Genomic DNA, 14011 nt, shown 5'->3' on the forward strand with positions numbered 1-14011 from the left:
TGCGCGCGGAACTTTTCCGGGATAGCCCTGTCTCCCAAAATTCCCCTTGCGACTGCCTGAGAACCTTGACAGGCGGGCTTCACGCCCAAGTGTGTGTTTTTCGAGACAGTCAATATTTTTTCGTTTCTGAAGTTACGAAACGTTGCGTTATTCTCTGCGCCGGCAACAACGATTAATCATTCGCGTGGAGAATTCGATGAAACGAATCGCACTGACGTCCCTCTCGCTGGCGCTGCTCGGCGCAGCAGGCGCGGCGCAAGCACAAACGAGCGTGACGCTCTATGGCGTGATCGATACCGGTCTCGCATATGTGAGCCACGCCAACGAAAACGGCGACCATCTGTTCGGCATGGTCAACGGCACGCTGTCCGGCCCGCGTTGGGGCTTGAAGGGTCAGGAAGACCTCGGTGGCGGCCTCAAGGCAATCTTCCAGTTGGAAAGCGGCTTCGATCCGGGCACGGGTCAGTCGAACCAGGGTGGTCGTCTGTTCGGCCGTCAAGCGTTCGTCGGTTTGAGCGGCAACCAGTGGGGTACGGTCACGTTGGGTCGTCAGTATGACCCGTCGGTCGACATGGTTCAGGGCCTCACGGCCGACAACTACTGGGGCGCTGCCTTCGCAACGCCGGGCGACGTCGACAACTACGACAACAGCCTGCGCGTGAGCAACGCCGTCAAGTACGTGTCGCCGGTGTTCTCCGGCTTCCAGTTCGAAGGCATCTACGGCTTCAGCAACCTCGCGGGCGCTACCGGCCAGGGCCAGACCTGGGGTGCCGCTGCAACGTACGGCAACGGTCCGTTCTCGTTGGCCGCCAGCTACCTGTACGTGAACAACCCGACGGCTGGCCGCACGACCGGCACCACCGGCTGGAACAGCCCGTCGTCGGATTCGCTGTTCAACACGGTGATCAACGTCGGCTACCAGACGGCCCACGCAGTCGCCATCGCGCGCGGCGCAGGCCAGTACGTGTTCGGTCCGTTCACGGCCGGCGCTTCGTACAGCTTCGCTCAGTACAAGAACGACGGCAGCTCGACGTTCACGGAACAAGAGAAGTTCAACGTCGCCAACGCGTACCTGAACTTCCAGCTGACGCCGGCAACGCTGCTCGGCCTGGGCTACACGTACACGCACGGCAGCGGCGACACGTCGGCGAACTACCACCAGGTTTCGATCGGCGCGGACTACTCGCTGTCGAAGCGCACGGACGTCTACGCTGTCGGCGCTTATCAGCACGCAAGCGGCACGCAGCGCAACGCGGACGGCTCGACGCAAGAAGCGCAAGCTTCGATCAGCGACTTCGGTTTCGCAAGCGGCCGCAGCCACCAGGAACTGGTGCTCATCGGCCTGCGCCACAAGTTCTAAGAACAACCGACTGGCGTGGCACGCGAGTGCCGCGCCGGAAGGACTGCAGCATCCTCGAACAGCCATCGGTTTTCCGATGGCTGTTTTTTTTCGCGTCCGAAAGCGGCAAGCGCAACAAAGTGTTGAATCAACCGCGTGCGCGTCATCCCGCCCGGACAACGGCGGCAGAATCGGCCGAATCTCAATGCCCCGGGGGTTCGCTGAATGCCGCTTCGCTCAAGACTTCTGGCTCCGCTTGCAATGGCCGCGTGCATCGCCGCAACCGCCTGCACGACAGCCGCGCATCGGTCCGATACTGCGCACGCGTCCGCCTTGCCGATGATCATCGCGCATCGCGGCGGCGCAGCCGATTACCCGGAGAACACGCTGATCGCCATCCAGGGCGCGCTGCACAATCGCGCCGATGCGATCTGGCTCACAGTGCAACTCACCCGCGATGGCGTGCCGGTGCTCTATCGCCCGGCCGATCTTTCGACCAACACGGATGGCAACGGAACGGTCGCGGACCACGACTTCGGCGCGCTGCAACATCTCGACGCCGGACGGAACTTCGCCCTCGCCGATGGAAACGGCGTGACGCGCTATCCGTATCGCGATCACGCGCTGCGTATTCCATCGCTCGCGCAGGCGTTGCGCGTGATTCCGCCCGACGTACCCGTGATGCTCGACATGAAGGCATTGCCCGCCGGACCTCAGACGGCGGCGGTCGCGCGCGTGCTGGACGAGGAAAACGCGTGGTCACGCGTGCTGATCTATTCGACCGATGCCGCCTATCAACGGGCCTTCTCGGCCTATCCGCAGGCACGTTCGCGGCTGTTCGAGTCGCGCGATGCGACACGCGCCCGCCTCGCCTACGTGGCGCTCGAATCCACGTGCAAGGACGCACCGTCGCCCGGAAGATGGACCGCGTTCGAGTATGCGAGAAAGATGGAATTGGTCGAAACGTTCACGCTCGGGGAAGCGCGCTCGGCGGTGACGTCGAGACTCTGGACGCCCGCAGCGGTGCAGTGCTTTCGCACCAGAGGCGAGACCCCGATCCTCGCGATCGGCATCGACAACGCCGACGATTATCGCGCCGCCGCCTGTATCGGCATGACGGCCGTGCTCACCGATTCGCCGCGAAAGATGCAAGCGGTCAGGTCGGGCATTGCGCTGCCGCTGCCGTGCCCCTGAAGCCGCTCACTGATGCGGCGCGTTGCCGTTCGATTCGACGTCTTGCGCGAGCGTCTGCGCGGGCGCGCCCGGGCACGGCAGATCGCCGATGACGAGCCGCGGCACCGTGCTGCGCGTCTCGCGCGGACGCAGCGGAACATTGTCGAGCTCGGTCCACGAAGGGTTCGGAATCTCGCCGAAAAGCTGCCTCAGACGCTCGCCCCAGGTCTTGTTGATCATCTGGTAGTACGCGCTGTTGTTGTCGAGCGTGGCGAAGCGCGTGACGCGCAGCGAGTCCTTCTCGTAGACCAGCAGATCGAGCGGCAGACCGACCGAGAGATTCGAGCGCAGCGTCGAATCCATCGAAATGAGCGCGCATTTGGCGGCTTCGTCGAGCGGCGACGACGGCGTGATCACGCGATCGATGATCGGCTTGCCGTACTTCGATTCGCCGATCTGGAAATACGGCGACACGCGCGTCGATTCGATGAAATTGCCCGCCGCGTAGATCATGAAGAGTCGCGGCGGCTGGCCGAAGATCTGTCCGCCGAGGATGAAGCTGCAATTGAAGTCGACGCTGAATTCAGCGAGCGACAGCGCGTCGCGCCGATGCACCTCGCGCACCGCATCGCCGACGATGCGCGCGGCTTCCGCCATCGTCTGGACGCTATACAGCGTGGGCGCGTTCGGATCGGAGGGCTCCACGAGCAGATGCGTCACCGCCTGCGTCAAGGCGAGATTGCCCGCCGCGAGCAGGACGAGTACGCGCTCTCCCGGCTGTTCGAAAACAGCCATCTTGCGCGCGGCGCTCACGTGGTCCACGCCGGCGTTGGTGCGCGTGTCGGACAGGAACACGAGTCCCTCGTCCACGCACATGCCCACGCAATAAGTCATGTCGATCCGTCCTGAAACAAGCAAACCCACATTGTACTGAGCGCGACCGCGCGTCGCATCGATGCGTTCACTGATCCGGCTGTGTATCGATGCTCACATGCACCGTCAGCGTTTCCTCTTTCCCGCCGACGCGCGAGCCGCGCACCGGCGCCGCCGATTCGTAATCGCGCGCGACGGCAAGACGGCAATGACGCTCGCCCGCGAACGCCGCCCGGGTCGCATCGATCGACACCCAGCCGTGCTCGATCCACACGTCGGTCCAGGCGTGCACGTCGGCATCCACATAGCCGCTCACGCAGCGCGCCGGCACGCCCCGCGCGCGGCAGCACGCGAGCATCAAATGCGCGAGATCGCGCGCATCGCCGAAGCCGCTCGCGAGCGCCTGCGCCGCCGTGCCCGCCGCATACGCCGGCTCCTTGCGATACCGCACGCGCTCGCCGATACGCTCCGTCAGCGCGATGAGCGACGCGGGCGTATCGAGCGCGTCGACGCCGTGCGCGAGCTCGCGGATCGCGGCATCGGGCGCGGTAAGCCGCGTGGGACAGGTGAAATGTTCGAGCGGAATCGGACCGGCTTCATCGAAGAGACGGCCATCGGATAAAGCCTCCGTTTCGATCTCGCCCGCCACGCTCACATGAATCTCGCTGTGCGGCTTCGTCAGCACGAGCGTGTGCAGCGCGTTGCCGTAGGCGTCGCGCGTGAGGTCGAGCTTGCCCGGCGCTTCGACATGCCAGTGCCGCACGATCTGCGACGCGCCGCTCGCCGGACTCACGCGAAACTGCTGGATCGAATACGTGACCGGCGTGGCGTAGCGATAGCGGATGTCGTGGCGAATGGTCAGCAGCATGATTCACGCGATCGGCAACATGAGGAAGGTGTGCATCACGCGCAGGCCGAGTTCGTCGACACGCTTGAGAAACTGCGTCAGCCACGCGTGCACGCCCGTTTCGAGTATCTGGCGGATGTCGGCATACAGCACATCGGCGCGCAGCTTGCCCGCGAAACGCTCGCATTCCTTCGACGCGTCCGTGCGCAATTTCGCGAGCGTGTCGCAGACGCCGTCGAGCGATGCCAGCAGCGAACGCGGCATCTGCTCGTTGAGGATCAGCAGTTCGACGACGCGCGCGGGCGTCACGACATCGCGATACACCTTGCGATAAATCTCCAGCGCCGACACGGAACTCAGTATCGACGTCCAGTAGTAGAAGTCTTCGAGCTGCCGCGCGGCTTCGCGCGAGTTCGGCGTGGCATCGGCGAAACGGACATCGAGAATGCGCGCCGTGTTGTCCGCGCGTTCGAGATACGCGCCGAGCTGCATGAAGAAAAACGCGTCGTCGCGCAGCGCGGTGCCCTGCATCACGCCGCGGCACAGATTCGAGCGGTACTTGACCCATTCGAACAGTGCATCCGGGCTCGTTTGCAGTTCCATGTTCGCGAGGCGCTGAGTGAATTCGAGCCAGGTGAAGTTGATCGTTTCCCAGCCGTCGGTGGTGAGCGTGCCGCGCACCGCGCGCGCATTTTCGCGCGTCGCCTTCAGGCACGAGAGGATGCTCGACGGATTGCGCGCATCGGCGACCATGAAGTGCAGCATGTCCTCGCGCGAGCGCGATCCCGGATGACGCGCGTCGAACATGTCTTCCAGCTCGGATATCTTCAGCACCGAACGCTGCGCGCGCGCTTCCTGCTCGGGCGTTTGCGGCAGGAGCGCGCCTTCCATGTTGATGTCGAGCATGCGCGCGGTGTTCTCGGCGCGCTCCATGTAACGCGCCATCCAGAACAGGTGATCGGCGGTTCGGCTCAGCATGTCATTCGACCATCCACGTATCTTTGGTCCCGCCGCCTTGCGACGAATTGACGACGAGCGAGCCTTCGCGCAGCGCGACGCGCGTGAGGCCGCCCGCGCACATCGACACTTCGCGGCCCGACAGCACGAACGGCCGCAAATCGATATGACGCGGCGCGATGCCCGCCTCGACGAAGGTCGGGCACGCGGAGAGCGCGAGCGTCGGCTGCGCGATATAGCCTTCGGGCCGCGCGAGCAGCAACGCGCGAAAGGTTTCGATCTCCTCTTGCGTCGATGCCGGCCCGACGAGCATGCCGTAGCCGCCCGCGCCGTGCACTTCCTTCACGACGAGCTCCGGCAGATGCGCGAGCGTGTACGCGAGATCGTCGGGCTTGCGGCACTGAAACGTCGGCACGTTGTTCAGGATCGGCTTCTCGCCGAGATAGAACTCGATCATGTCGGGCACGAACGGATAGATCGATTTGTCGTCGGCGATGCCGGTGCCCATCGCGTTCGCGAGCGTCACGCGCCCCGCGCGATACGACGTCAGCAAGCCCGGAATGCCGAGCGCCGAATCGGCGCGAAACGCGAGCGGATCCAGAAAGTCGTCGTCCACGCGGCGATAGATCACGTCGACGCGGCGCGGGCCGTGCGTCGTCCGCATGAAGACATAGTTGTCGTCGACGAAAAGATCCTTGCCCTCGACGAGTTCCACGCCCATCTGCTGCGCGAGGAAGGTGTGCTCGAAGTACGCTGAGTTGTACATGCCGGGCGTCAGCACGACGACCGCCGGATCGTCGACGCCTTCAGGCGCGATCGAACGCAATGTTTCCAGCAGCAGGTCGGGATAATGCGCGACCGGCGCGACGCGGTTCTGCACGAAGAGTTCGGGAAAGAGCCGCATCATCATCTTGCGGTTTTCGAGCATGTACGACACGCCCGACGGCACGCGCAAATTGTCTTCGAGCACGTAGAACTCGCCCGCCGCGCCCGCGCGCACCACATCGACGCCCGCGATATGCGCGTAGACGTCGAGCGGCACGTCGACGCCCTGCATTTCCGGCCGATATTGCGCGTTCGTGTAGACCTGTTCGGCCGGAACGCGCCCGGCGAGCACGATGTCGCCGTCGTGGTAGATATCGTGCAGAAAGAGATTGAGCGCCTGCACGCGCTGCCGCAAACCGGCTTCGAGCACGCGCCATTCGTCGCCGGGAATGATGCGCGGAATCATGTCGAAGGGAATGAGCCGCTCGGTGCCGGACAGATCGCCATTCACCGCGAACGTGATGCCGACGCGCCGGAACAGCACGTCCGCTTCGGCGCGCTTTCTCGCGATGGTTTCGGGGCGCTGCTGCGCGAGCCAGCGTGAAAACCGCGCGTAGTGACTGCGCACGGTGTCGTCCTGACGCATTTCATCGTAGATCTGCATCATTGCGTCCTTCGTTTTTTTACCGCATTTCCTTGCAGTATCGGACGAAAGTGCGCGACGTGCGCCACTTTTTTAGCGCGCGTTCATGGTGCACGGCCGTTTCGCGCTAGACTGCCCGCTCAACGCTCAACGTTTCATCATGTCCGACGCTTTCGAAGACGAAGCCGATTCCCTCGCCGATGCCCTTCTCGCAGGACTCGTGCGCCCGATCGTTTTCGTCGATCTGGAAACCACCGGCTCGAACGCGACCGAGGACCACATCACCGAAATCGGCGTCGTTGAAGCGAGCACGGCGGGCATCGAGCGCTGGAGCGTGCTCGTCGATCCGGGCGTGCCGGTGCCGCCGTTCATCGCGCGCCTGACCGGCATCGACGACGCCATGCTGCGCGGCCAGCCCACCTTCGAATCGCTCGCGCCCGCGCTCGCGGAGCGGCTGCACGGCAAGCTCTTCGTCGCGCACAACGCGCGCTTCGATTACGGCTTCCTCAAGAACGCCTTTCGCCGCGCGGGCATCGCGTTTCGCGCGGATACGCTGTGCACGGTGCGGCTGTCGCGCGCGCTCTTTCCATCGGTCGAAAGACATGGTCTCGATGCGCTCATCGCGCGGCTGAATCTCGCGCCCGAAGGACGCCATCGCGCGCTCGCCGACGCTGACCTGCTCTGGCAGTTCTGGCAGAAGATTCACGCGCTCTATTCGCAGGATCTCGTCGACGCAGCCATCAAAACGCTCGTGCGCCGCGCGAGCTTGCCCGCCGCGCTGCCCGAAGGCGCGCTCGATGCGTTGCCGTCGGCGCCCGGCGTCTATCTCTTTCACGGCGACGACGACGTGCCGCTCTATGTCGGCAAGAGCATCAACCTGAAACAACGCGTTGCGGCGCATTTTTCGGGCGATCACAGGCTTCAGAAGGACTTGTCGATCTCGCAGGCGATCCGTCGCATCGAATGCCGCGAGACGGTCGGAGAGCTCGGCGCGCTGCTGCTCGAAGCGAAGCTCGTGAAGGAGCTGAAGCCGACGCACAATCGCTTGCTCAAAGGCGCATCGGCAACGTGTGCGTGGCAGTGGCTACCGGGCGCGCACGCGCCGACGCTCGTGAAGGCGAACAAACGCGATCTGTCGCGCGAGGAACATCTCTTCGGCGTGTTCGCGTCGCGCGCGAAAGCGCATGCGTTCATGCGCCATCTGGCGGATGAACACAATCTCTGTCACGCGACGCTCGGCCTCGAAAAAGCGCCGCTTTCGCCGGGGCGCGGCTGCTTCGGCTATCAGGTGAAACGCTGCCTCGGGTCGTGTGCGGGAATCGAAACGCTCGCGGATCACGCCTCGCGTGCGCTCGATGCGCTCGAAGGCGCGCGCCTCGTGAAATGGCCGCACGAAGGGCCGATCGCCGTCTGCGAGCGCGATGAAGCATCGGGTCGCGAAGCGTGGCACGTAATCGATCGATGGTGCTATATCGGCACATGCGCGACACGCGACAGCATCGCGCCGCTGCTCGCCGACGCACCCGACCTACGCCCGTTCGACTCCGATGTGTACAGCCTGATCGCGAAGCGCCTCGCGCCGGAACAACTGCAATGGATCGCATGCGATGCGCGGCCTGCGTTCCAACTCGTCGTACAGGAAGCGCCCGCGCGCGCCGCCGTCACACAGCAGACGAAACGCGCGACGACGAAGCGCCGCGCACCCGCCGACGACCAGTTCCCGCTGATGCTTTAAGCGATGCCGCCGTTCGCGCGCAGCACCTGCCCGTTGACCCAGCCCGCATCCGGCCCGACGAGAAACGCGACGATCGAGGCGATATCGTCCGGCTGACCGAGACGTTCGAGTGGCGGCATCTTCGAGAACGTGGCGATCTGCTCGTCGGTCTTGCCCTCGAGGAACAGCGACGTCGCCACCGGTCCGGGCGCGACCGCATTCACCGTGATGCCGCGTCCGCGCAACTCCTTCGCGAACACATGCGTGAACGATTCGACCGCCGACTTCGTCGCGTTGTAGATCGCGTAGCCCGGCATATTGAGCGCGAGCGTCGTGCTCGAAAAGTTCACGATGCGCCCGCCGCCCTTCATGCGCGCCGCCGCTTCGCGCAGCGTGTTGAACGTGCCGCGCACGTTGATATCGAACGTCTGGTCGTAAAGCGCATCGCTCGTGTCGGCGAGCGGCGCGGTCTTCAGAACGCCCGCGTTGTTGACGAGCGCATCGACTTTGCCGAGCTGCGCTTCGACGGTCTCGAACATGTCGCGCACGTCGTCGGCTTTGGCGACATCCGCTTTTACCGCGATCGCCGTGCTTCCCGCTTCGCGCAATTGCACGACGAGCGCATCCGCTTCCTTCGCGCTCGACGCATAGTTCACCGCGACCGCGAAGCCGTCGCGTGCAAGACGCCGCGCGATCTCGGCGCCGATGCCGCGCGACGCGCCCGTGACGATCGCCACGCGTTTCGATTGAGTCTGACTCATGATGTGCTCCTCAAAGTGGCTGTTCGATGAGAAGCATGATGAATCATTCCGTTTTCGCGATCATCGTGCGTGGATTAGTATCATCGTTCCAGTAGCTTTAACAATTCACCGCCCATTCGCCATGGATCGATTCCAGGAAATGCAGGTCTTCGTGCGTATCGCGGAGCGGCACAGCTTCACGCAAGCGGCCGACGATCTGCAGATACCGCGCGCCACCGTCACTAATCTGATGAAGCGCATGGAAGAGCGGCTCGGCGCGCGCCTGCTCGAACGCACGACGCGCACGGTGCGCCTCACGCCCGATGGCGAAGAGCACTATCGGCGTTGCGTGCGTCTCATCGCCGATCTGGAAGAAGCGGAAGGCTCGTTCAAGCACGCGGAGCCGAAGGGTTTGTTGCGCGTCAATCTGCAAGGCACGCTCGCGCGGCATTTCATCATGCCGGGACTGCCCGCGTTTCTCGAGCGTCATGCGCAGATCGAACTGCATATCGGCGAGGACGACAGGCTCGTCGATCTCGTGCGCGAAGGCGTCGATTGCGTGCTGCGCGCGGGCATGTTGCAGGATTCGTCGATGATCGGCCGGCGCGTCGCGCTGCTCGAACAAGTCACCGTGGCGAGTCCCGCGTATCTCGCGCGTGAAGGCACGCCGGATGATCTCAAAGCGCTTGCATCGCATCGCGCGGTGAACTTCGTATCGAGCGCGACGGGTCGCGCATTGCCGCTGGAGTTCAGCGTCGACGGGCGTATCGAGACCATCGAATTGCAGGCGTCGGTTTCGGTGTCGGGCGTCGAACTCTATACGCAAGCCGCGCTCGCCGGACTCGGCATCGTGCAGGTGCCGCGCTATCACGTCGACGATGCTTTGAACGATGGTCGTCTGCGACTCGTGCTTCCCAACCTTCCGCCACCACCGATGCCTATCTCCGTGCTGTATCCGCATAACCGGCAGCTCTCCGCGCGCGTACGGGTTTTCGCGGATTCGTTGAGCGAGATCTTCGCGCCTTTCAACGCGCGCGCGTTATAAGGAAAGCAAAAGCAAGGAACGCAAAAGCAAGGGACGAGAAAGCAAAAGAGGCCAGCATCCCGATGAAGGGAAGCTGGCCTCTTGTTCGACGCGCTTCGATTTCGCCAACGCAACCGAAGCCGTGATGCCGGCGAAAGAGACTTAAGCCGCTGCGTCCTTCAGCTTCTTCAGCGCGCGCGCCTTGATGCGAACGCTTGCCGGCTTGGCCGGGAACCAGCGCTCCTCGCCCGTGAACGGGTCCTTGCCGAAGCGCTTCTTCTTCGCGGCCACGGCTTGCGCGGTGATCTTCAGCAGGCCCGACAGCGTGAATTCGCCAGCGCCCTTCTTGTGGATCGAACCGAGGATGGTGTCTTCCAGCGCGACCAGCACGGCCTTCACCGCTTTCACGTCGACAGCGGCGCGATCTGCGAGATGCGTTGCGAGCGATGCCTTCGTGAACGTGTCCTTGATCGGCGTGGGAGCGCCGCTCGTGGTCTTCTTCGCGGCTACTTTCTTCGCGGCAACTTTCGGTGCTGCTGCTTTCTTCACCGGTGCGGCAGCGGTCTTCGCCGTGGCCTTCTTGGCCGGGGCTTTCTTGGCAGCGGTTTTAGCGGAAGTCGGCATGTTTCTCCTACCTGTTTTTGGTCAGTGATATTCGAATACGTTCGCACCGATGCGTTCGTATCACGCCGGATTCTACATAGGCCAAGCGAGTTCGTGCGAGTCTTTTGCGCTTTTATATCGTTTTTATAGGGGTTTTTCGTGGCGTCGCGCTGACACGCAAGTCATGGAGCCGCGTTTACATCGCATACGTCGCGCGCTTTATCGCTGCATCGACGATGCAAATGCGCGATGCGCGATATGCGCGATGAGCGGATAGTGATCCGATGCGATACGCGAAAGCGGCGTGCGATGCACATCGACACGCATGAGACGTTCGCCAGGATGCACCCAGATGCGATCGAGCGCGAAGAGCGGATAGCGCGTCGGAAAGGTGCGTAACGCACTCGCGCGATGAAAGTGCGTGACGAGCCGCCGCAACGTGCGGCCATAGACGAACCATTCGTTCAGATCGCCGAGCAGGATCACGGGCAGCGCGGGCGTATCGAAGCTTTGCAGCACTTGCTCCACTTGCGCGCGCCTTTCGCTCGATGCAAGCCCGAGATGCGTCGCGACCACACGCCAGAGTTCGCCGCCGCAATCGATGTCGGCATCGAGCGCGCCGCGCGGCTCGCGGCTCCTGAACGAAAGATCGAGCGTGCGGACCGCGCGCACCGGATAGCGCGTGAGCACTGCGTTGCCGTAACGCCGTTCGGGCGTGTCGAGCGTCGGGCCCGCGACCGCGTTCAGGTTCGTCATGCGTTGCAGCACGTCGAGCACATCGGGCGCGCCGCTGCCGCCGAGCGGCACTTCCTGCAGCGCGAAGATGTCCGCATCGATCTCGGCGAGCACTGCGCCGATGCGTTCCGGCGCGAACTTGCCGTCGATGCCTATCGCGCCATGCAAGTTGTATGTGGCGATGCGCAGCTCGCGTGCGCGCGCGTCCTTCATATATTCGCGTTCGATGACGGTCTCGTGCATCAGCGTCATGAGTTGACCTCGTCGGGGCGCTCGTTTTTCGTCGATGATTCGCGCGGCATCGTGCCGTTCTCGCGCAGTTCGCTCGCGCGTTTGGCTTCGTCGCTGGCGCGCGATTTGTCCGCATCGCTCGGTGCGCCTTCGTGCGCGTCGTGACGATTCTTGCCACCGAGAAAGCGCTGCAGCAGCAGCGACGCGCCGATCAGCGCCGCGCCGATGCCGATCAGCACCGCGAACGAGCCGACCGTCGGCCGATGCAGCGACGCGACGAACTGATGCGCGAACGCGACCGTCAGAAAGATGCCGGGGCCCATGCCGAGCATCGTGCCGATCATGAAGTCGCGCATGCGGATATGCGATGCGCCCGCCACGAGATTGACGATCGCAAATGGTGCAACGGGCAAGATCCGCAACACGACGACCGCGACGATGCCGCGCTTCGCCACGCGTTCGGACAGCCGGTTGACGCGCGCGCCCGCGAGCTTGCGCACCGCGTCACGGCCGAGCCAATTGCCAAGGGAATACGATATCGCCGCTGCAATCGTCGTGCCGATGAACGCATAAGCCGCGCCCCAGGACGCGCCGAAAACGATGCCCGTCGTCGCGATCAGCAACGTGATCGGCACGGCCATGACGGCCGCGATGACATAGCCGAGCACGATCCAGACCGGCGCGAGCGGCAGCGAATCGATATGGCGCGTCGCGTTCGTGAGCGACTTCAGGTTCACGTAATCGCCGAGCGGCGTCCAGTGCCACAGACCCGCGACGACCACGACCATCAGCGCGAACATGCCGAGCAGCGCGAAGCGGCCGATGAGCGGACGCGTCTTTTCCGCAGGCACGAACTGATCGACGAGTTCGTCGGCGGCGATCGGCGTTTCGGGATCGATCAGCGCCTCGGGCGGAATCAGCTGGTCGAGCTCCGTCGACACTTGCGGATCGAGCGGCACCATCGTGCGATGTTCGTCGCGGTCGCGCAACAGCGCCTGAATTCCCGCATTCGTGCCGTTGCGCGCCTCTCGTTCGCGCACCACATCCGCGATATCGCAACCGAGATGCTCGGCGAGCAGCGTGTCGCGCATCGTCGCGATCGCGCGGCGGATACGCGCATCCGCGCCCGCATCGATGGAGACGTTGCATTCGCTGTCGAGGACCATCGAGCGATTGTTCAGATTGGCCGAACCGACGATCAGCAATTCGTCGTCGACGATCATCAGCTTGCTGTGCACGTTGACGATCGCGTCGCCGAGCTTCGGCACGCTCGGGCACAGCAGCCGATAACGCCCGTGCGCGTCGGCGCTTTTCAGAAGCCTGTGCAGGCGCGCGCGCAGCACGCCCATCGTCACTTCCTGAAGCCAGCCGCTCTGATTGCGCGGCACGACGATCGTGAGATCGGGTCCGTCCTCGCGCGCGAGCGAATCCGCGAGCGCCGCGCCGATCGTCCCCGAAGTGAAGTACTGGTTCTCGATATAGATGCTGCGCCGCGCCCGCGCGATGGCGTCGAGATACTGCGTGCGAATCTGCTGCACCGGTTCGCGGCCGAGATAATCCGGCTCGGTGAGCGAGATGGCGATATCGACATCTTCGAGATCGACGCGTCGCGAAGGCGGCCAAGGATCGTTCTGCAGCGTCGCGCGATGCGCGCGAATCGCGAGGCGCTTGCCGCATGCGCGGGCCCATCGTTCGCGTGCGAGCTGGCCGATTTCGCGCGCGGCGTCGCCATCGAACATCGTGTGGACGTCGTGAAACGGCTGATATGCCGCGCCGTTCGCATCGCGGCGCAGCGGCTCGTCGGGCGCGTGCGCGGACGTGTCCCAGCGCGAGCGCGTGAGATCGAGTCCGCCGACGAATGCCACGCGATCATCGATCACGACGATCTTCTGATGCTGCGATCCGCCGAGCGGATGCTTGCCGTCCATCTGGAACGCGATGCGCCGGTGCGTGCGCCAGCCCATCTTGTAGACGGGCAGCCATTCGCGCTCGAATGCGTAGAGCATCGCGAAATCCCAAGCGAGAATGTAGATGCGCAACCGCCGCTTGTCGCCCGCGAGCGCGTGCAGAAATTCGCCGAGCGCTTCGGGATAGCCGTCGTCCGCGCCTTCGGGCGTGAGCTTCATGCGGCTATCGATATCCCAGCCGAGGATGAACACCGTGCGCTCCGCGCGCGTGAGCGCCTCGCGCAGCACGCGGAAATAATCGGCGCCATCGATGAGCAGACTGAAGCGATCTGCGTGACGCACGCTCGCGCAATTGCGCCCTGGCTGAAAAAACGGCTCGTCGTTTGCGTGGTTCATGTGCCTCTGTGTGCCTCTGCATACCCCGCGACGGGCTTCGCGGCGAAATAACTTTCGTTTTGCA

Annotated in this window: 12 protein-coding genes; 4 read left to right on the forward strand and 8 right to left on the reverse strand. The window is 63.8% G+C overall.

All coding sequences use genetic code 11. The features are described from left to right. The first annotated feature begins 196 nt into the window (after positions 1–196). Positions 197–1360, forward strand: coding sequence for a porin (locus NCR93_RS18945; protein ID WP_008352819.1), 1164 nt, complete (start codon positions 197–199; stop codon positions 1358–1360). Positions 1361–1600: 240 nt separating this feature from the next. Beyond that, entirely contained in the window at positions 1601–2533 is a 933-nt protein-coding gene (locus tag NCR93_RS18950; protein WP_008352817.1) for a glycerophosphodiester phosphodiesterase family protein, read from the forward strand. Positions 2534–2539: 6 nt separating this feature from the next. On the opposite strand, the gene NCR93_RS18955 is transcribed toward NCR93_RS18950, so the two are convergent. From NCR93_RS18955 to NCR93_RS18970, 4 genes are all read right to left on the reverse strand, one after another. Further along, the gene (locus tag NCR93_RS18955) at positions 2540–3406 is read right to left on the reverse strand and encodes a proteasome-type protease (RefSeq protein ID WP_008352816.1); all 867 of its coding nucleotides are present in this window, start codon (positions 3404–3406) and stop codon (positions 2540–2542) included. A 67-nt stretch (positions 3407–3473) separates the two neighbouring features. Next, positions 3474–4253 carry a transglutaminase family protein gene (locus NCR93_RS18960; RefSeq protein WP_175979544.1) on the reverse strand — a complete coding sequence of 260 codons (780 nt, stop codon included), beginning with the start codon at positions 4251–4253 and terminating at the stop codon, positions 3474–3476. Between the two features lie 3 nt (positions 4254–4256). Continuing rightward, positions 4257–5210 (reverse strand): alpha-E domain-containing protein, encoded by a 954-nt coding sequence (locus tag NCR93_RS18965; protein WP_250532275.1) that lies wholly within the window; start codon positions 5208–5210, stop codon positions 4257–4259. A 1-nt stretch (position 5211) separates the two neighbouring features. Further along, positions 5212–6618, reverse strand: a complete 1407-nt coding sequence (locus NCR93_RS18970) for a circularly permuted type 2 ATP-grasp protein (RefSeq protein ID WP_033536712.1) — start codon at positions 6616–6618, stop codon at positions 5212–5214. A 139-nt stretch (positions 6619–6757) separates the two neighbouring features. Here NCR93_RS18970 and NCR93_RS18975 point away from each other — a divergent pair, with 139 nt between their 5' ends. Continuing rightward, positions 6758–8332, forward strand: coding sequence for a 3'-5' exonuclease family protein (locus NCR93_RS18975; protein ID WP_175979545.1), 1575 nt, complete (start codon positions 6758–6760; stop codon positions 8330–8332). Here the strand turns inward: NCR93_RS18975 and NCR93_RS18980 are convergent. Continuing rightward, positions 8329–9072: an SDR family oxidoreductase gene (locus NCR93_RS18980; RefSeq protein ID WP_175979546.1), complete on the reverse strand. Its 744-nt coding sequence runs from the start codon at positions 9070–9072 to the stop codon at positions 8329–8331. The two genes, NCR93_RS18975 and NCR93_RS18980, sit on opposite strands and share 4 nt — an antisense overlap. A 121-nt stretch (positions 9073–9193) precedes the next feature. Between NCR93_RS18980 and NCR93_RS18985 the strand changes: the two genes are divergently transcribed. Continuing rightward, positions 9194–10096, forward strand: coding sequence for a LysR family transcriptional regulator (locus NCR93_RS18985; protein WP_250532276.1), 903 nt, complete (start codon positions 9194–9196; stop codon positions 10094–10096). A 141-nt stretch (positions 10097–10237) separates the two neighbouring features. Here NCR93_RS18985 and NCR93_RS18990 read toward each other — a convergent pair whose 3' ends face one another. The 3 genes from NCR93_RS18990 to NCR93_RS19000 form a co-directional block, all read right to left on the reverse strand. Continuing rightward, positions 10238–10699, reverse strand: a complete 462-nt coding sequence (locus tag NCR93_RS18990; RefSeq protein WP_008352802.1) for an HU family DNA-binding protein — start codon at positions 10697–10699, stop codon at positions 10238–10240. Positions 10700–10897: 198 nt separating this feature from the next. Next, positions 10898–11665, reverse strand: coding sequence for an endonuclease/exonuclease/phosphatase family protein (locus tag NCR93_RS18995; protein ID WP_008352800.1), 768 nt, complete (start codon positions 11663–11665; stop codon positions 10898–10900). Continuing rightward, complete coding sequence (locus tag NCR93_RS19000; protein ID WP_175979548.1) at positions 11662–13947, reverse strand: VTT domain-containing protein; 2286 nt, start codon at positions 13945–13947, stop codon at positions 11662–11664. Before NCR93_RS19000 ends, NCR93_RS18995 begins: the two co-directional genes overlap by 4 nt. Positions 13948–14011 lie beyond the last annotated feature (64 nt).

It is taken from the genome of Caballeronia sp. ATUFL_F1_KS39, assembly GCF_023630985.1.
Classification (GTDB): domain Bacteria; phylum Pseudomonadota; class Gammaproteobacteria; order Burkholderiales; family Burkholderiaceae; genus Caballeronia; species Caballeronia zhejiangensis.